The 18631-nt window shown below is 52.6% G+C and carries 16 protein-coding genes and 1 pseudogene; 11 read left to right on the plus strand and 6 right to left on the minus strand.

Annotated features, from left to right (window positions below; translation table 11 throughout):
- Window positions 1-172: 172 nt before the first annotated feature.
- The 3 genes from P1P89_05770 to P1P89_05780 all read right to left on the minus strand — a co-directional run bounded on the left by P1P89_05770 (window position 173) and on the right by P1P89_05780 (window position 6034).
- Window positions 173-3211, minus strand: a complete 3039-nt coding sequence (locus tag P1P89_05770) for an FAD-dependent oxidoreductase (protein MDF1591007.1) — start codon at window positions 3209-3211, stop codon at window positions 173-175.
- A 2-nt stretch (window positions 3212-3213) separates the two neighbouring features.
- A complete protein-coding gene (locus P1P89_05775; protein MDF1591008.1) occupies window positions 3214-4089 on the minus strand; it encodes a CoB--CoM heterodisulfide reductase iron-sulfur subunit B family protein in 876 nt (291 codons plus the stop codon).
- A gap of 175 nt (window positions 4090-4264) precedes the next feature.
- A complete protein-coding gene (locus P1P89_05780) occupies window positions 4265-6034 on the minus strand; it encodes a 4Fe-4S dicluster domain-containing protein (GenBank protein MDF1591009.1) in 1770 nt (589 codons plus the stop codon).
- 634 nt (window positions 6035-6668) lie between these two features.
- Between P1P89_05780 and miaA the strand changes: the two genes are divergently transcribed.
- The 10 genes from miaA to P1P89_05830 all read left to right on the plus strand — a co-directional run bounded on the left by miaA (window position 6669) and on the right by P1P89_05830 (window position 15812).
- A complete protein-coding gene (gene miaA, locus P1P89_05785) occupies window positions 6669-7607 on the plus strand; it encodes a tRNA (adenosine(37)-N6)-dimethylallyltransferase MiaA (GenBank protein ID MDF1591010.1) in 939 nt (312 codons plus the stop codon).
- A gap of 19 nt (window positions 7608-7626) precedes the next feature.
- Window positions 7627-7959: a hypothetical protein gene (locus P1P89_05790; GenBank protein ID MDF1591011.1), complete on the plus strand. Its 333-nt coding sequence runs from the start codon at window positions 7627-7629 to the stop codon at window positions 7957-7959.
- A gap of 137 nt (window positions 7960-8096) precedes the next feature.
- A complete protein-coding gene (locus P1P89_05795; protein MDF1591012.1) occupies window positions 8097-9062 on the plus strand; it encodes a hypothetical protein in 966 nt (321 codons plus the stop codon).
- 111 nt (window positions 9063-9173) lie between these two features.
- Window positions 9174-9566 carry a cytochrome c3 family protein gene (locus P1P89_05800; GenBank protein ID MDF1591013.1) on the plus strand — a complete coding sequence of 131 codons (393 nt, stop codon included), beginning with the start codon at window positions 9174-9176 and terminating at the stop codon, window positions 9564-9566.
- 66 nt (window positions 9567-9632) lie between these two features.
- Complete coding sequence (locus tag P1P89_05805) at window positions 9633-10916, plus strand: 4Fe-4S dicluster domain-containing protein (protein ID MDF1591014.1); 1284 nt, start codon at window positions 9633-9635, stop codon at window positions 10914-10916.
- Window positions 10909-11868: an RnfABCDGE type electron transport complex subunit D gene (locus tag P1P89_05810; GenBank protein ID MDF1591015.1), complete on the plus strand. Its 960-nt coding sequence runs from the start codon at window positions 10909-10911 to the stop codon at window positions 11866-11868. The genes P1P89_05805 and P1P89_05810 overlap by 8 nt, the downstream gene beginning before the upstream one ends.
- Before the next feature lies 1 nt (window position 11869).
- Window positions 11870-12463, plus strand: coding sequence for an RnfABCDGE type electron transport complex subunit G (locus P1P89_05815; protein MDF1591016.1), 594 nt, complete (start codon window positions 11870-11872; stop codon window positions 12461-12463).
- Between the two features lie 25 nt (window positions 12464-12488).
- Complete coding sequence (locus P1P89_05820) at window positions 12489-13145, plus strand: electron transport complex subunit E (GenBank protein ID MDF1591017.1); 657 nt, start codon at window positions 12489-12491, stop codon at window positions 13143-13145.
- A gap of 10 nt (window positions 13146-13155) precedes the next feature.
- Window positions 13156-13731, plus strand: coding sequence for an electron transport complex subunit RsxA (rsxA, locus tag P1P89_05825; protein MDF1591018.1), 576 nt, complete (start codon window positions 13156-13158; stop codon window positions 13729-13731).
- An 11-nt stretch (window positions 13732-13742) separates the two neighbouring features.
- Window positions 13743-15812 (plus strand): FAD-dependent oxidoreductase, encoded by a 2070-nt coding sequence (locus P1P89_05830; GenBank protein MDF1591019.1) that lies wholly within the window; start codon window positions 13743-13745, stop codon window positions 15810-15812.
- A gap of 299 nt (window positions 15813-16111) precedes the next feature.
- Here P1P89_05830 and P1P89_05835 read toward each other — a convergent pair whose 3' ends face one another.
- Together P1P89_05835 and P1P89_05840 are read right to left on the minus strand one after the other, a co-directional pair.
- Window positions 16112-16870: an aldolase/citrate lyase family protein gene (locus P1P89_05835; protein ID MDF1591020.1), complete on the minus strand. Its 759-nt coding sequence runs from the start codon at window positions 16868-16870 to the stop codon at window positions 16112-16114.
- On the minus strand, window positions 16867-17169 hold the full coding sequence (locus P1P89_05840; GenBank protein ID MDF1591021.1) for a hypothetical protein: 303 nt from the start codon (window positions 17167-17169) through the stop codon (window positions 16867-16869). Before P1P89_05840 ends, P1P89_05835 begins: the two co-directional genes overlap by 4 nt.
- A 66-nt stretch (window positions 17170-17235) precedes the next feature.
- Between P1P89_05840 and P1P89_05845 the strand changes: the two are divergent.
- A pseudogene (locus tag P1P89_05845) lies at window positions 17236-17843 on the plus strand (helix-turn-helix domain-containing protein).
- Between the two features lie 531 nt (window positions 17844-18374).
- On the opposite strand, the gene P1P89_05850 reads toward P1P89_05845, so the two are convergent.
- Window positions 18375-18631 (minus strand): transposase (locus tag P1P89_05850; protein ID MDF1591022.1); only part of this gene is annotated, 257 nt, incomplete at its 5' end.

Below are 18631 nucleotides of genomic sequence, written 5' to 3' on the forward strand. Positions count from 1 at the left end.
TTGGAATATTGGAATGATGGAAAATTTGAAATAGGAAGCAGAAGTCGCCCTGCCAAACCCAATATTCCAACATTCCATTTTTCCCCCGTCCCATCGCATGCGATCACCGCAGAGACTGTTACCTTTATGCTGGTCCTGAATGACAGGTTTTACAAAAAGTTATTCTAACCTATCAAACCGCTTCGCGCAAAGAAAAAATCTGCGCGAAGATCTGGTCATTGTCAAACCCCCTTAACCGAATGGCGCCGGAGCGGCAGGAGGCCACGCACAGGCCGCAGCCTTTGCACAAGACCGGATTGATCTCGGCCTTGCCGGTAAAGGGGCCCTTCTGGATGAAGGACGGGGCCGAATACGGGCAGAGCGCCACACAGGCGCCGCAACTGCTGCAGCTCATCGCATCCGTATGCGCCACCGTGCCGCTCATCTGGATGGTTTTTTTGGCCAGCAGGGTTACCGCCCGGGTGGCCGCCGCCTGGGCCTGGGCGATCGATTCGTCCAGGGGTTTGGGGGCATGGGCCAGGCCGCAGATAAACACGCCGTCCGTGGCACAATCCACCGGCCGGAGCTTGACATGCGCCTCCATAAAAAACCCGTCGTCATTCAGGGTCACCTTGTACTGCTGGGCCAGGGGATTTTCCCTGGGCGGGGTAATCGCCGTCGCCAGCACCACCATGTCCGGGCTGATCTCCATCCGGCGCCGCAGAATCGTATCCGTAAACCGGAGTTTCAGGTTCCCGTCTTCGGCAGCCACGTCCAGCCCTTTATCAAAGTCGTGGCGGATAAAAATAATGCCCCGGGCACGGGCCTCGCGATACAGATCTTCGCGCAGCCCGTAGGAACGCAGGTCCCGGTATAGAATAAACACGTCCATGTCCGGGTTCAGTTCTTTCAGCTTAAGGGCGCTGCCGATGGAATGGGTGCAGCAGACCTTGGAGCAGTAGGGGCGCTCCGGGATGCGCGAGCCGACGCATTGAATGAAAAGCGCCGTCTTTTTCTCTTTCAGGGCCGGATCGTTTTCAATAAATTTTTGATCGAGCTCAAGGGCCGTCAAAACGCGCGGATCCTTTCCGTAAAGATACAGGTCCGGTTTCAGCTCGGTTGCACCCGAGGCGATGATCGTCACCCCGTGGGTCAGCTCATGCGCTTTGTCGCCGGTCTTGATGGTGGTCTTAAAATTTCCCACAAAACCATCCACCTTCGTGATTTCGGCATTCAGATAAACCTCGATCTTTTCATCGGCGGTTACCGCCCGGGTCAGTTTTAGAAGGTTCTGCTGGATATCTTCCCTTCGCCAGGTCTCATACAGGTGCCGGGCCTGTCCCCCCAGCCGGTCCGCCTTCTCGACGATGATGGCGTAAAAACCCTGCTGTGAAAGGGTTTGGGCGGCCGTCATTCCCGTAAAGCCGCCGCCGATGACCAGGGCGGTCTGATTGATCTCCAGTACCGGTTCGCTCAAGGCTTCCAGCAGGGCCACCTTGGCCACGGCCATGCGCGTCAGTTCCTTGCTTTTTTCAGTGGCCTCGGCCGGAATGGCGCCGTGAACCCATGAGCACTGGTTGCGGATATTGGCCATTTCAAACAGGTATTTATTGATGCCCGCATTGGTTACGGTTTCCTGAAAAAGCGGTTCATGGGTTTTAGGCGTGCAGGCCGCCACCACAATGCGGTTCAGGTTCTTTTCCTTGATCAGCTTGGCCATATTGTTCTGGGTGTCCTGGGAGCAGCTGAACATGTTCTCCTCGGCGTAGACGACATAGGGAAGCGTCCGGGCGAATTCAACCACCCCGGGCACATCCACCACGCCGCCGATGTTGGTGCCGCAGTGGCAGACAAAGACCCCGACCCGGGGCGATTCCCCCCGGGTGTCCGTCTGGACGGGGATTTCCTTTTTCTTTGTCAGGGTCCAGCGCGATTCGATCAGGCTGCTGCCGGCCATGCCGGCGGCTGCGCTGGATTCGATCACCGAAGACGGAATGTCTTTGGGCGCTTCCACGGCGCCGCAGACATAAATACCGGGTGCTGAGGTTTGGACCGGCGTAAAGCTGCTGGTAACGACAAACTGGTACGGATCCAGGGCGACTTTCATCCGGTTGGCCAGTTCCACCGCCGATGGGCTCACCCCCAGACCGACGGACAAGACCACCATGTCAAACGCTTCTTCCACCCGCCGGCCGGACGCGTCGATGTAGCGGATGAGCTGTCGGCCGTCGTCGGACTGGGGAACAATATTCGTGATTTTCGACTTGATAAACCGAACGCCGGCGTCCTTGCTGCGGTTGTAATACTTTTCGAAATCCTTGCCGTGGGTGCGCATATCCATATAAAAGATGGCCGTATCCAAAGGCGCTTTGCTGTGCTCTTTGGCCAGCATCGCTTCTTTAACGGCATAGGTGCAGCACACCGACGAACAGTACCCCCTGGCGCCGATATGCACATCGCGGGACCCGACGCACTGGAGCCAGGCGATTTTTTTAGGCTCCTGCTCGTCGGACGGCCGAACCAGGTGGCCGCCGTAGGGCCCGGAGGCCGAAAGGATGCGCTCAAATTCGAGGCTGGTAACGACATCCGGGGATTTGCCGTACCCGTACACATCATGGCCCTTGGGATCATAGGCTTCACAGCCGCTGGTGATGATGACCGATCCGACCTCAAGGATTCTTTCGCTTTGCCGGTCTTCAAAATTGATCGCATCCGTGGGACAGAATTTTTCGCAGGCCTTGCACTTTCCCTTTATCAGATAGATGCACTCCCGGGGATCGATGGCGTATTTCAGGGGAACCGCCTGGGCATACCGGACATAAACGGCCTTGCGTTTTATCAGGCCGCTGTCATACTCGCTGGTGACTTTTTTGGGGCACTTTTCCGCGCACAGACCGCAGGCAATGCACTTTTCAACATCCACATAGCGCGGGTGCCGGGTAACCGTCACGCTGAAATTTCCGGCCTCCCCGGAGATGCCCTGTACCTCTGAAAGCGTCAGCAGTTCGATATTAATGTGCCGGCCGACCTCGACCAGCTTGGGTGAAATAATTCACATGGCGCAGTCGTTGGTGGGAAATGTCTTGTCCAGTTGAGACATCACGCCGCCGATGGAAGCGGTCCGCTCAACCAGGTAGACATAATATCCGGAATCGGCCGCATCCAGTGCAGCCTGCATCCCGGCAATCCCGCCGCCGACAACCATAACCGAACCAATCTTTTGTTGAGACATTTTTACTCCTGCACGAAATAAGCTTCGATACCGCTGATATCCATTTTATTCATGTCTATTCCCAGCGCCCGGCGGTCAATCCCCATGGCAAGCCCCAGAAGCTGCGGGTAAAGGATCGCGGGGAGATTGTCCACCCCGCCGCGGTCCGCCGTCATCATCTGTTGAACCGCATCAAACTGCATCTGGCAATAGGGACAGGCGACGGACAGATAGTTTGCACCGGCCGCTTTGGCGTCCGCCAGTTTTCGCGCGGTCAGGTCCATGGAAAGCTCATCGTTGCTTCCCAAAAGCGGCGCCCCGCAACATTCCAGCCGGGTCGCCCAGTCGATGCTTTTGCTGCCGGTGGCCGCCACCAGTTCGTCAAAAACAACCGGCGCCACCGGGTTGTCAAACTGCATGATGTCGCTGGGCCGCAGCGCGTGGCAGCCGTAATGGGTTGCAATTTTTAAATTTTTGAATGTCCGCGTCATTTTTTCCTTTAAGGCCGGCAGGCCGATATCGTGATACAGCACCGACAGAAAATGCTTGACAACCATCGTCCCGCTGACAGCCAGCCCTTCTTTTGCCAGAAACGCATTGACTTCGTTGCGCAGGGCCGCGTCCTCCCTGAGCACGTGGGCGGCCTTTTTCAGGCTGCCGAAGCAGCACTTGCAAAGCGTCAGCATGTCCACCCCCTGTTGCTCGGCCAGGGCTATATTCCGGGCGGACAACATCAGGTACAATTTAAAATCGATATTGCGGATGGGGTAGCCACAGCATTTAAATTCAGGCAGGTCCACCACCTCCACCGCGAGCCTGTCCAGGACCGCCCGGGCCGACAATTCATATTGTTTGACGCGGGCCGGAATATTACAGCCCAGAAATAACGCAAATTTCATATCGGATTCCCATCATCTAAGTACAGGTTTTCGTAAATTCACACGCGTATTCTGCAACCTGGAATTTTGAACACTTTCTTGAAAAATCCCCCTTGCCCCCTTTATTAAAGGGAAGTCGGGAGGGATTTTAAAATGTTATTGTAATCATCAAATAGAGTACTAAACCTTTTTTGCATCAGTTGATTCGATCTTCCCCGGAAGCCCGTTGGGCTTCCTTTAGCGCCAGGTTTTTAAGCTCATAGAGCACATCGGTTACCTTGACGCCCTGGGGACAATGCTCCTGGCATTGATAGCAGGTCAGACAATTCCACAGCATGTTTGACCCCATAGCCAGGTCCTTTAACCCGAGACCCACCGAACGCATGATCTGGTGCGGCAGAAGTTTTAAAACCGCCTGGGGGTTTTCATAGTTTTCCACAACCGGGCAAACCGTGCTGCAGTTTTCACAGGCAAAACAGTAGGCATAGGTGTTGGCCTGTGACGACGCATCGGCCTGCCCCTTCAAGTCTTTATCCAGGGTATTCAAGGCGACGACATGGTCGGGCGCATCTATCATTTTAAAATTGGCCGCAACCGCTTCGGCGGCAGCCGTCAGCGGCTGTCTATACGTTTCAGCATCCAGGCCCTGCCGGTTCAACCCCCGGTAAAAAGAAAACGGCGTGAGCATCATCGCAACCGGGAGCCCTTTGTGAATGAGCTCCTCGCGCACATTAAACCACAGTTCGCGTAAATTGATTCCGGCCGGGCACACCACGGTACAGCGATCACAGTTGGTGCACAGGTAAATACCCTCTTGAATGGCCCGCAGTCCCTTTTCATCAAGGGTTTTATCGGCGGCATAGGCTTTTAAAAAAATCAGTTTTTCCGAAGGAAGAATGTTGGCATTGTTTAACCGGTCAAAAGCAGGCGCAACCGAACAGCGCAGGCTGCAGGTGCCGCAGTGGGTGCAGGCATCCAGCTCCATGACCTGGCGGGTGGCGATATTGGCCGGGTGGGACTTTTCCTTATCCATGACCGCCCCGGCCATCAGGCTGACGGGACTGGCGATGATATGAAACATCTTGCTGAACGGCAGATAGGCCAGCCCCAAAAAACAGGCCAGGATATGAATGGTCCAGAGGATGTCGGCCGCACCGGCGCTGTCCAATCCCAAAGCGATCGGTCGCATTGCTTTGGCGGCAGCAAACCCGGTAAAGGCCCATTTCGGTGAGGAATGACAGGCGGCGCAACTCTCCTCATGGATTTCACCGCCCTGTTCCAGGACCGCTTCGTCAAAGGGCGCCTCGACTTCTTCAGAAACCACCCCGAACTCATAGACCCACAGGCTCTCCAGCGCCTTGACCTGTTCGTCGTCATCCAGGCTGCTATAGCTGTCCACCATGGCGCGAAATACCGTTGGCGACGTGATTTTGACACCCTCCAGCAAAACCCCCGAAATCATGATAACGGCCACAATCAGGATCGCATAAAGATCCATGGCATTGGTTTTCAGCCGCGGCACCTTTAAGATAAACCGGCGATAAATGGCGATGGCAACCCCCACGATCACCATCAACCCGAAAAGGTCGCGCAGGAACATGAACGGGTTCAGGGTGCTATAATAATCGCTGAAAATGTTAACCGTAATCAGCTTGTCCAGGGCATGCATCAGGAGCAGCAGCATAAATCCGGCAAAAATGAGCATGTGCATCAGCCAGCGCAGAAAATCCTCTTTGAATATGCGCATCTGCAAGAGCACTTCGACGATAAAAACCCTGATCAGCGTGAATACATCCCGGCTAAAAAAAACCCCCACGATCCCTTTGGCCGCCTCTGAGAACCGTGTAGCTGCAGAATAGTTGTCCGCCTGCATTCCGATATTGCGGCGAAACCAGGTGGAAATTTTGTAAACCAGGCCGAATCCAAAGATGATGAGCGCAGCTGTCAGCGCCAAATTAAAAAACATATGAGAATTCCTTTATGCGATAATATCAGCAGCTTTTTACGGAAAAATAATAATAGTTTTTAATTAAAAAATCGTGTTGTTGTCAACCTTTATTAGATGAAATATTTGGCCATTTACTTCCAGAATATCATTAATTTGCCGGTTTTTTTGTGAAGTGCTGAGCAGGGTTCCGGCTGCCAGTGCCGTCACCCTGCTCTATCGAAATGGAGGTATCGAAATGCCCCTCATGGAGCCCTTGAAACGCTTCCTTGGCAATAAAAATCAGAAAGCATTAAGTCTGCAGTTGTTCTCGCAAAACATGTGCCCGGTTGTACAGAAAAAAAAGATGTCGGCAAGCAGAACACCCACCCATCGATCAACCATTTGAAAATATAAGCAATTCATAAATATCTGTCGCTAACTGCCAGAATGACGCAAATGATGCCGCCTCATTTTCGGCCCAATTTGATGACAGTCTTGTATACTATTTGTGGACAATCCGGTTGTGGTGGCAAGAAAATCATTTCTAAGTCTTTAAAATTCTTAAAATTGGTGGCTAACTCCGAAAATATTATATTTAATATTGATCTTATAGGATTATATATGGTCTCTTTGTGGTGGTTCTAACAAAAATTTACGATTGAAACGGAACTGAATGAATCGGGATAAATCGAAACCGAAAGTGATCGTCATCTGCGGCCCCACCGGCAGCGGCAAAACCGCTGCCGCCATTGAGTTGGCCGTCCGGTTTAACGGACAGATCATCAGTGCCGATTCCATGCAGATTTACCGCTTTATGGATATCGGCACCGCCAAACCCACCCTCCTGGAGCAGCAGCAGGTTCAACACCACCTGATAGATGTGGTGACGCCGGATGAACCCTTCAATGCCGCCCGCTTTGCCGATATGGCCCAAAGCCTCATCAGCGGGCTTCAAGGGAAAGGATTCGTTCCCTTTGTAGTGGGCGGAACCGGCCTTTACATCAAAGCCCTGCTAAAAGGGCTGTTTCCGGCCGAACCGGTTGATCCGGCCCTGCGCAGCCGCCTGAAAAAAGAGGCCGCCGCCCATGGCGCCGCATTTTTACACCGGCGCCTGGGGGAGTGTGACCCTGAAGCCGCCGGCAGAATTCATCCCAATGACACCTACCGGATCCTGCGGGCGCTGGAAATCTATGAATCAACCGGCCAATCGATTTCGCAGTTTCAGTCCGATCATGGATTCAGCGAGAAACCTTTCTCTGTTTTAAAAATCGGGCTGGACACCGACCGGATTGAATTATATGAAAGAATCAATGGGCGGGTGGACCGTATGATCGCGGCCGGCTTGCTGCCGGAGGTCAAAAACCTGCTGGACCGGGGGTATGCCCCCACCCTTAAATCCATGCAGTCCATCGGCTATCGCCACCTGGTCGATTTTCTTGAAGGCCGCCTGTCCTGGCCCGAAGCCCTCAGAACCTTTAAACGCGACACCCGGCGGTATGCCAAACGACAGCTGACCTGGTTTAAATCCGACGGCGAAATCAACTGGGTAGCGGCTGAAGACACAACCCGCATGATGGATCTTGCAAATAACTTTTTAACGGATGCATGTTAAATATCAAAAGGAGGCGCTTATGGCATCGAAAGTTGTCGTCATTCTATCCACCGGTGAAAAGGAAAAAGCATTTACCGGCATGATGTACGCACTCAACGCCCAGAAAAATAAATGGCTCGATGAGGTCAAGGTGATCTTTTTCGGCCCCTTTGAAGATTTGCTTTGCCGGGACTCGGAAGTCGCCGATTTTGCATCGCAACTGCTCGATTATGAAACACCCGTCGCCTGCAAACGACTGTCCGACACGGCCGGCATCAGCGACCGGCTCAAGGAACTGGGGTGTCAGGTGGAATATGTGGGAACGATTATTTCAGACTACATTAAAAAAGGGTATATTCCCATGGTTTTTTAGCCGGCGCGTGATTTGATTTTTGCCGGATTCTCATTTATATGCTATTTTACTGTTGATCCTTTCGCCCAGGGTTCTGATAAACGGCCGCAAATGCCGCCACGGTCCAGTAGAGAACAAAATCTTTTGGTGATAAAGTGATGATTCCCCGACCCGCTACATTTTTGCGTTGTCATTCACATATCTTGTTACCATTCTTTTTTCTATGTTTTGTCATTTTTTTCCCGATACTGCAGAATCTGTCTTATGCCGGAGCAGTCATCCAGATCGATGCCGACACACAGTACGATTTTGCCGAGCAGTATTTTTTAAAAGGTGAATATTCACGGGCCGTGGATGAATACAAACGGTTTGTCTATTTCTTTCCCGGAGACGATCGTGTCGAACGGGCCATGTATCAGTGCGGCATGGCCTTTTATTCAGGCCGGCGGTATGGGGATGCCATTGCCGCCTTTCATGCGGTTATTGATAAATTTTTTGTCAGCGAATGGGCCGTTAAATCCTATTTCATGGTCAGTGAAAGCCATGTCCGGCTGAACCAGTTCGGCGCTGCCGCCATAAACCTTCACAATTTGATTGCGTTGTCGAAAGACGCCGATATTAAGGATGAAGCCAATTACCGCCTGGGATGGATCTATGTCGACACCGCCTCATGGGATAATGCCCGGTTATATTTCGACAAAATAAGCCCGCCCAACCGTGAAAAATTCAGACTCGAACGGCTTTCCGCCGAACTGGCCCGGGAAGCCGGCATCGCCCGAAAGAATCCCGCCCTGGCCGGCGCCCTTTCGATTGTCCCCGGCGGCGGCTACATCTATTGCGAACGGTACCAGGATGCCCTGATCGCATTTTTGCTCAACGGCGCCCTGATCTGGGCGGCAGTTGAGTCTTTTGACAATGACAGCCCTGCCCTGGGCGCACTCCTCACCTTTGTTGAAGTGGGGTTTTATGCCGGCAACATCTATGGCGCCGTCGGCAGCGCCCACAAGTACAATCGCGCCAAAACAGAACAATTTATTGAAAATTTGAAACAAAACACAAAAATTGACCTTTCAGGCGATCTTGAATCAAAATCCATCCGGCTTTCCCTGCGATTTACCTTCTAGCTGAATAAAAAATACTTGAAAGCCTATTGCCGTTGTGTTAACCGATTTCTTTGGTTTTCGTTTTGCGCCCACGGTTTGGTCAATATCAAAAACGTTGAAAGGACTGTTTAGATGGTTTCAAAAAAAGAGCTGCAGATGGCTTATGGACTGGCTATCGTTTTGTTTATTGTGGGTGTCGTCAGCTACGCCGCGTTTCCTGCAAAAACGCCGGACCGCCCGGTAAGGCTCATGTTTCAGAGCATTGCCGGAAATGTCCTGTTCGACCACAAGACCCATACAGGTGCCTCGGGCTACGGCCTTTCCTGCCGCGATTGTCACCATACCCTGGAAGCAGGCGAAACAGAGGCAACGGCCTGCATCGAATGCCACGAACGTGAAAGCGAAGACCCCAGTGTGCCCAAGCGATCGGATGCATTCCACACGCAGTGTACCAAGTGCCATAAGGAAATCGAAGCTGGCCCTCAGGAGGGTCCTGATGGCTGCGCGTCGTGCCATGTCAGGTAACTTTGTATGATTTAGCAGATGTTATGCGCTTTCATTTTATACTTTTAACAACAAAAGGTTGAAACCATGCTAAAAAAATTATTTGGCGGTTTGGCAACGCCCCGGATTGATTACATTCCCCTGGAAGGCAGGCTTCCCGTACCGGTCAACATTTTGCTGCCGCCTAAAGTGACCCTGGTCCTGGATATTGCCATGGATGCTAAAGATGCGATTTTACCCAAAATCGGCGACACGGTCAAAACCGGCCAGAAATTGACACTTGTCGAAGACGGTCGCGTGTACGCCATTTCTCCGGCAACCGGAACCATCTCTGCCGTCACACCTTTCCGGGGTGAAATGGGCCAGGTCGGCACAGCCGTTTTGATAGATACCGCCAAAAAAGAAGATCCCGACGATCAGTTTGCCGCTGCCGCCCAGGAACCCGCGCTGGCTTCCGCTGCCGCTTTTCTGGCCGGTCTTCCCGGCAACCCGCCCTTTAAAGTGTTCGGCGATCCGGAAAAATCGATCCATACCATCGTCATCAACGGCGCCGACGGGGACCTGCTGGTTGCCACCCAACAGTTTGTCGTTCAATCCCGGATAGACGCCATCGCCAAAGGTATCGCCGTATTGAAAAGAATCACCGGCATTGAAAACGTAACCCTGGCTGTTCCGGTAAACGTCATGGGCGGGTATGGTTCCATTGGCGCGGAGGTAAAATTCGTTGACACGGCCTATCCTTCGGCCCTGCCGCATATGATCCTGAAAGACGTCCTGGGCAAGGTGATCCCGGCCGGCAAAGGGGCGGAGGACTTAGGCGTCTGCATCTTTAATGCCGAAGCCGTCGCGTCCATCGGGCGCGCCTATGAAGACGGCAAAATCCCCTTTCAAAAGCTCTTGACGGTCATTAAAAAAGACGGCAGCAAAGGTCTGGTCTCCGCCCGGATCGGCACACCGGTTAAAGATATATTAAAGGCGGTCGGCGAGACCGTCGCCGACAGGGACCGGGTCATTCTGGGCGGCCCGATGACGGGCGTTTCGATTTATACCCTTGATTATCCGGTCCGGCCGGATACCGATGCCCTCATGATCCAGGATAAAGACAGCATCCCCTTTGTGTCCGATTATCCCTGCATCAACTGCGGGGAATGCCTGCGTGTCTGCCCGGCCAAAATTCCCATCAACATGCTGGTTCGCTTTCTGGAGGCCGGACAGTACCAGGAAGCCGTCGATCTGTATGACCTTTATGCCTGCTTTGAATGCGGGTTGTGCAGTTATGTCTGTGTTTCCCGAATCCCGATTTTTCAATATATCCGGCTGGCAAAATATGAGCTCAATCGAATCGAAACAGCGGAGGTAACGAATGTTTAACCAGAAGAAATTCATCGTATCCCATGCACCCTTCTGGCACGATGAAAGCAAGGTTTCTGTTCGCTATTATAACATTTTAATAGCGACCCTGCCGGCCGTCATCTTCGGCATCATACAGTATGGCATGCCGGCAGTGGCAGTGGTCTCGCTGTCCGTTTCCTCTGCGATCTTCTGGGAACTGCTGATGAACCGTTTGACCAAACGCCCCATCACCATCACAGACGGCAATGCAGCGCTTATCGGCATGTTATTTGCCATGCTGCTGCCGGCAACCTCCCCCTGGTGGCTGGTGGTCACCGGCACCTTTGTGGCGATCGTCATCGGCAAGCACATCTATGGCGGTATCGGCGCCAACCCCTTTAACCCGGTCATGGTGGGAATCGCCATACTGACCCTCTCCTGGAAGGGTTTTTTGAATTTTGACCAGGCCCTGCTCAATTATGACCTTGGTTATAGTATGGTTTACCCCCTGGCCGCACTTAAAAATTTCGGGACGGTTGCAATCGGGGCTTTCAGCCCGGGAGACCTTTTACTGGGCCGCCAGTCCGGCGGAATCGGCGCAACTTTTGGACTGGGTCTTATCATCGGGGGCATCTATCTGATGCTGAGAGGTTTTATCCGCTGGGAAATATCGGTATCGTTCCTGGCCGGCGTGTTCATCACCGCCCTGATATTTCACCTGTTTGACGGCGCCCGCTTTGGCGGACCCGTTTTTCACATTCTGACCGGCTATACCCTCATCGGCGCTATATTTCTGGCCACCGAAGATTCGTCCTCTCCGGCGAACCTGATCCCGATGTTTATCTATGGCGCCGGCGGCGGGATCTTAACGATGTTGATCCGAAATATTGGTATTTTTCATGATGGGGTTGTTTTTGCAATCCTGATCATGAATATCTTAAACCCTCTCCTGGACAAAATCCGGCCAAAAGCGATTGGAAAGGTTGTATAACATGCGTGAAATGATAAAAATGATTGTTGTACTAACGGTCTTAAGCGTTTTTTCCGGCGGGCTGCTGGCTGCCGTCCGAAATGGAACAATGGATAAAATCGAAAATCAGCAGCTCCAATTCGTCAAGGGCCCCGCTATCAGTGCGATTTTAGAGGGCGCCTCCAACAATCCCATCTCCGACAGGTTCAAGTTAAAAGATGCCGAATCAGAACGAAGTTTTTTTGTCGGCGTTTTTAACGGCGAAGCCAATGCCGTCGCCTTTGAGAGCTTCGGCAAGGGGTTCGGCGGAGAACTGGGTGTCATGATCGGCGTCAATACCAAGGACGATAAAATTGTCGGCGTCGGTATCACCACCCACAGTGAAACTCCCGGGGTCGGCTCCCGGGCAAAATCAGACCCTTCTTTCGCGGCCCAATTCAAAGGGGTCCCTTTGGCCGAGGAATTCAAAGTCAAATCCGACGGCGGTCAGGTGGATGCGGTCAGCGGTGCGACGGTGACATCGCGTGCCGTTTCTGCTGCCCTGACGGACGCCGGCAAGGTATATCAGCGAATGAAACCTCAACTTTCTGAAAAATTAAAAAGTTTTACAAAATAGAGCAGTATCCACAGGGAGATTCAAGATGGCAAAGACGATTGTTCAGGAATTTACAAAAGGGCTTTGGGATGAAATACCGCCGTTTCGACTCGTGCTGGGTCTGTGTCCCACCCTGGCGGTAACCAAAACAGTGGAAAACGGTATCGGCATGGGAGTGGCCTTTACCTTTGTGCTGGTATGCTCCAATATCCTCGTATCGGCACTGCGCAAAGTCATTCCGCCGAAAGTCCGGATTGCCTGCTTTATCATCATCATCGCCACATTTGTAACCGTGGTGGAGCTCCTGATGCAGGCCTATGCCTATCCGCTGTTTCTCAAGCTGGGCATTTTTATCCCGCTGATCGTCGTAAACTGTATCGTCCTGGGGCGCGCCGAAGCCTTTGCCTCCAAAAAAGGGATTGCAGCCTCATTTGTCGATGCCATGGGCATGGGAATCGGTTTTACCCTGTCGCTGATTGCCCTTGGCTCCCTCAGGGAAATATTCGGCAGCGGCACCTTTACGCTGGGCTCCATGTCAGGCGCCGTCCTGAGCAAATTCGGACTCGGAACCCTCTCTTTCTGGGAAACCCCCTTGCAGGTTTTCGGCCCGTCCTTTCAACCGTTTCAATTCATGGTCGAAGCCCCCGGCGCCTTTGTCTGCCTGGGCCTGATGCTCTGTATCATGAATCTTTTCAAAAAATAGGAGAATATCCATGGGCGACTATCTAGTCCTGGCGATCAGCTGTATTCTGGTTAACAACATCCTGCTGGCGCAGTATCTGGGCAACTGCCCTTTCCTGGGAACATCCAAAAAAATGGAAACCGCCATCGGCATGGCCATGGCGGTGGTCTTTGTTCTGGTGCTGGCCGGCGTTTTTACCTGGATTACGGAAGCATACGTATTAAAAAAATTCGGCCTGGAATATCTGCGGACCATCGCATTTATTCTCGTCATTGCCGCTCTGGTTCAGTTTGTCGAGATGTTCCTGAAAAAGAGCATTCCGGCGCTGTATGCCGGACTGGGCATCTTCCTGCCGCTCATCACCACCAACTGCGCGGTCCTTGGCGTGGTGCTCATCAACGTCAACGAAGAGTATAATTTCATGCAGGCCCTGGTGTCGTCTTTTGCCTATGCCGTCGGTTTCGGCCTGGCGCTGATTCTGTTTGCGGGCATCCGTGAAAAGATCCTGCTGGCCCGGGTGCCGCGGCCGCTGCTGGATACATCCATCGGCCTCATTACGGCCGGCATGTTCTCGCTCGCGTTTTTCGCTTTCAAGGGGATGGTATAAGGGAGGTATGTGTGACCGAAGCTATCATTTTCATGCTGGTCCTGGGAGCAGCCTGCGGTTCGCTCTTGAGCGTCGCTTCTAAAATATTTTATGTCTATGAAGATCCTCGCATTGCCGAGGTAGAAGGCTTTTTAGCCGGCGCCAATTGCGGCGGATGCGGCTACACCGGCTGTGGGGCTGCTGCCGCCGCAGTGGTGGGTGGAAAGGCCAAACCGAGCGTCTGCATGGTGGGCGGGGCAGAGTCGGCCGCCAATGTCGCCAGTGTCATGGGGCTGGACCCCGGATCGGTGGAACCGCTTAAATCCTTAAACAGTTGTGACGGCGGCAACCGTGCTGATGACAATTTTTATTATATGGGCGTCAACACCTGCCAGGCCCTGGCCGCAATCTACGGCGGCAAGCGCGTGTGCCGCATCGGCTGCCTGGGGTTTGGCGACTGTGTCAAATCCTGCATTTTCAACGCCATCGCCATGGAGCCGGACGGCTATCCGGTGGTTGACGAGCAAAAATGTGTCGGCTGCGGCGCCTGCGAAAAAGCGTGCCCGAAAAATATCCTGGATGTCAAAACCATGTCCGAACGCCTCTTGCAGCTCAACCGGGAAGACCAGGCCCTGGCGCCCTGCCAGCAGACCTGTCCGGCGGAAATCGACATCCCGGAATATATCGCCCGGATCAAGGCCGGCGATTACAAGGGCGCTGTGGATACCATCCGCAAACGCAATCCGCTCCTGCTGGCCTGCGGCCGGGTCTGCCCGCACCCCTGTGAAGACTACTGCCGCAGGGGACTTGAAGACGAAGCGGTCTCCATTAACCAGTTAAAGCGATTTGCCGCCGATTTTGAAATGAATTCCGGAAAGCGCTACCCCATCACCTGCGCACCGGATACCGGCAAAAAAGTCGCGGTCATCGGCGGCGGCCCGGCTGGTTTAAGCTGCGCCTATTTTCTGCGCCGGGTCGGCCACGGCGTTACCATCTTTGAAGCCATGCCGAAACTCGGCGGCATGATCCGCTACGGCATCCCGGAATACCGGCTGCCTAAGAAGGTGCTGGAATGGGAGGTCGACAGTATTTTAAACTTGGGCGTCCAAGCCAAAACCGATGTGAAGCTGGGGCGCGACTTTACCATGAAATCCCTTCTGGAAGAAGGCTTTGACGCCGTCTTTCTGGGCATCGGCGCCTGGCAGGACTATGCCTTGAAGGTGGACGGCGAGGATCTGAACGGCTGCTTTACCGGCATCGACTTTCTGGCACGGATCGGCCTGGGTGAAAAAGTTCCCATCGGCCGCAAGTGCGCCGTCATCGGCGGCGGCAACACCGCCATTGACTGCGTGCGCACGCTGGTGCGGCTGGGTGCGGAAGAAATCACCATTGTGTATCGCCGCACCCGCGCGGAAATGCCCGCCAACCAAGTTGAGATCGTCGCAGCCGAACACGAAGGCGTCAAGTTCCATTTTCTGGCAGCCCCTGTCCGGGTCATTGGCGACGACCGGAAAAAAGCGACGCATCTGGAATATCTTAAAATGGAGCTGGGCGAACCGGACGCCAGCGGTCGGCGCCGGCCCGTGCCGGTTGAAGGGTCTGAAACCCTGATCGAGGTCGATATGCTGATTACCGCCATCGGCCAGGGACCGGATGTGGGCTTTGTGAAGACCGACAAGGATCTTGAAGAACTTAAAATTACCCGCTGGAATACCATCGACGCCGACCCGGAAACGCTCCAGGCCAACATCCCCAATATCTTTACCGGCGGCGATGCCGCCACCGGCGCCTCGCTGGTGGTGGAGGCCATCGGCGGCGGCAGAAGAGCGGCCCGCTCGATCCATCGGTTCCTGGCCGGCGAAGACGTCACGGCCGTTTCCAAATCGCTGCGCAAAAAACATATTCCGGAATCGATCTTTAAAACCGTTGCAGGCGTTGTACCGTCCCCCCGGGCCAAAATGCCCGAGCTGCCGGTGGATGAACGCATCAAGTCCTTTGTGGAAGCCGACCTGGTCCTGAGTGAAGCATCCGCCCTGGGCGAAGCCAACCGCTGCCTGTCCTGCTGCCGGCTGTGCTACAACAAAGACAAAGCCGCGGCCTGATATAAGGCTTTACGTCCGAATCGCGTATCAGTTACATATTGCCCTAAAAAATCCGGAGCCCGCTGCAGTCACCATGCAGTGGGCTCCTATTTTTTTAAGCGTCAAACTTGATAAAACTGTAAAAAGTCGAAACTGCACACTTGTCGACATTACCGCGAAGGCGAAGATCCAGTGGTTTCGCCACGCTAAAGCGTATTTGGATGTCTGCTGAAGTTTATCCCGCATTCGATGCGGGGCAGGCATGACGGGGATTGAGGGCTTTTTACGAATAAGTCAAATTTTACATTCATCAACTTTTATTACGAAGACAGGCAACTTATCTTTTTGGCATCTTCCCGGCAGCGCTCTTCATAATACTGCCGCTTGAGCTGATACCATTTTAATTCGTAGTCAAAGGCCCGTTGAATACCCTCCTCCAGGTTAAGCGCCGCCTTGCCGTAATCCCCGAAAACGACTTTCAGCGTCTCAAAACCGTCCACCATCCCTTCGAGCCTTTGTAAAAACGGAGCTGTTGCGGGTGTTACGCCACCGCCTACCATGCATCGGATCGAGCGCTGTCGCAACGTGGCAAAAAGCGCTCGCGCCATTTCCAGAACTTGCGGTGCGTTGACGTCTTTTATGTTCATGGAATTGCATAGGTCCGTACGGCCCAAGACCACGGTGTCCAGCATCTTTACATTATAGGTCGATGTGATCTCTTCGATCCGCCTGCAGCCATCAACCGTTTCAATGTTGATCAGATACTTGACGTCCTCTTCTGGCGCAAAGGTCCGCTCGCACAACTCCAGATATTTTTCCAGGGCGAATCTTGATTCGATCATGGGGCCTAAAATCGCCGTAGCCCCCAGCATCTTTGCCAGCCGGATATCCGTCAGCGCCTCGCCGCCCCCCAGTTTCACCACAATGCCGACACCGGCGCGCGCGGCAAGTTCAACGATTCTCAGCTGTTCAAACAGTTGAATATCTTCGGTTTCAAAAGACGCCTCAATGGCCGTAATGCCGTGGGTTTTCTTCAAATCCTTTAATATCCGGGTCATTTCTTTTGTTAATGATTTCATATTAGTCGGCTCCTCTGTTTAACCTGATTCATCACCCCACCGGCTTTAACCGAATCGAGGTCTATCTGACATAAGGGAGAAACAACTGGAAATATAAAATTTTGAGTCTCGTTTTTAACGCTGTATTCTTTTCCCTCTTTTAGTTCAGTGGTATCAATGGACAATCGGTCCCCCTGTTTGATCCTTTCATAGTCTTTTCCATTCACAAACACCAGCGGCAGAAGCCCCCAGTTGACCATATTGGCCAGATGCAGGCGGGCAAAATCTTTGGCGATAACGGCCTTGATCCCTAGTGTCACGTCAACCTTGTAATGTCGTAAAAAATGTGGTAAGTATGCTTCATAATCAACCCGGGAGGATTGGATATGAAGAAATACATCGTGACGCTTACCGAAGAGGAGCGTAAAATGCTCGGCGAGCTCGCTTCCAAGGGTAAGCATAAATCACAGAAGATTCTGGACGCATTGACTCTGCTTGGGTGCGATGAGGGAGAGTTCCAGGAAAAACGTTCGACTAACGAAGAAATATCCCGCGTACTGAACACAAGCATGAGAAAAATTGACCGTGTGAAGAAGCGATTTATTGAGGAAGGTATCGATGTTGCACTCAATAGGAGAAAGGGAAGCCGCATCTATGTTAAAAAGGCAGACGGAGACTTCGAAGCCCACCTGGTTGCCTTGAGTTGCAGCGAGCCACCTGAGGGTTTCGCACGATGGTCTCTGAGGTTGTTAGCCGACAAGGTTGTCGAACTTGCCTACATAGACAGCATTTCTCATGAAGCGGTACGCCGCGTTTTAAAAAAAACGAAATCAAGCCTTGGCAGCACAAGGGGTGGGTAATTCCACCGGAGCAAAACGGCAGCTTTGTTGCGAATATGGAGATGGTGTTGGATGTTTACAAGCGTCCGTTCGATCCACTTTATCCGGTTGTTTGCATGGACGAATCCCCAAAGCAGCTGATTGGTGAAACCAAGGGGTGCTGTCAAGTTTTTTGTGTAAAATTTTTATCAGCCAGTTTTTTGAAGAATGGCAGATTCTTGCGCACTTTTCCGATAGGGTTTGATTTCCAGTGTAACTCCATTTTAAGGCAGATAAATGCCAGGAGAGTATAGCAGGCGTTCTCCCCGGCTACGATCTCCATCGGCTTTGTTCTGCGTTTAAATTCCTTGTTGAGGCGTTCAATAATGTTCGTGGTCCTTAAAGAAATCCACTCTTCTTCGGGGCAGATAAAAAACGTCAGGCACGCTTCTATGGAGTTTTCCAGACATTTGACGGCAGAGGGAAGATCCAACAGCCCGGGGTCGGACCACGGTAACTTACTATAATACCAGGGAAAGAATCCTAAAATAGGCCCTAAAACCGTCTAAAACGATGCTTTTTGACCCCAAAAAGGACCGTTTAAGCCAAACAGTATTTTGTTAAAAATCCTTAGACCAGCAATTTTGTACCCAAAAACGGGTATCCTTTAGGGTCGGTCCAAGCTAACATACTGTATTTTTAAGGTTTCAATCCCAAACATAGGTGTTATCAGGGGCTATATCGCTCTTTTTGGCCCCCAAAAGAGCGATATAGGAACTTTGCGTTTCTCGAAGTTGAAATGATTCTCCTGATTCAATGCGCCTGCGCCCTAACGCCATTCCACCCATCAAGGCTTTTATATTCCCGATAAAGCGCTCGCTGCCAACGGCAATGCTGTCGGTCCATTTATCTTCACGAAAATTGTCGCCATTTTCCAAACGACTCTCAACCCATTTCCGATGAG

It is taken from the genome of Desulfobacterales bacterium, assembly GCA_029211065.1.
Lineage (GTDB): Bacteria > Desulfobacterota > Desulfobacteria > Desulfobacterales > JARGFK01 > JARGFK01.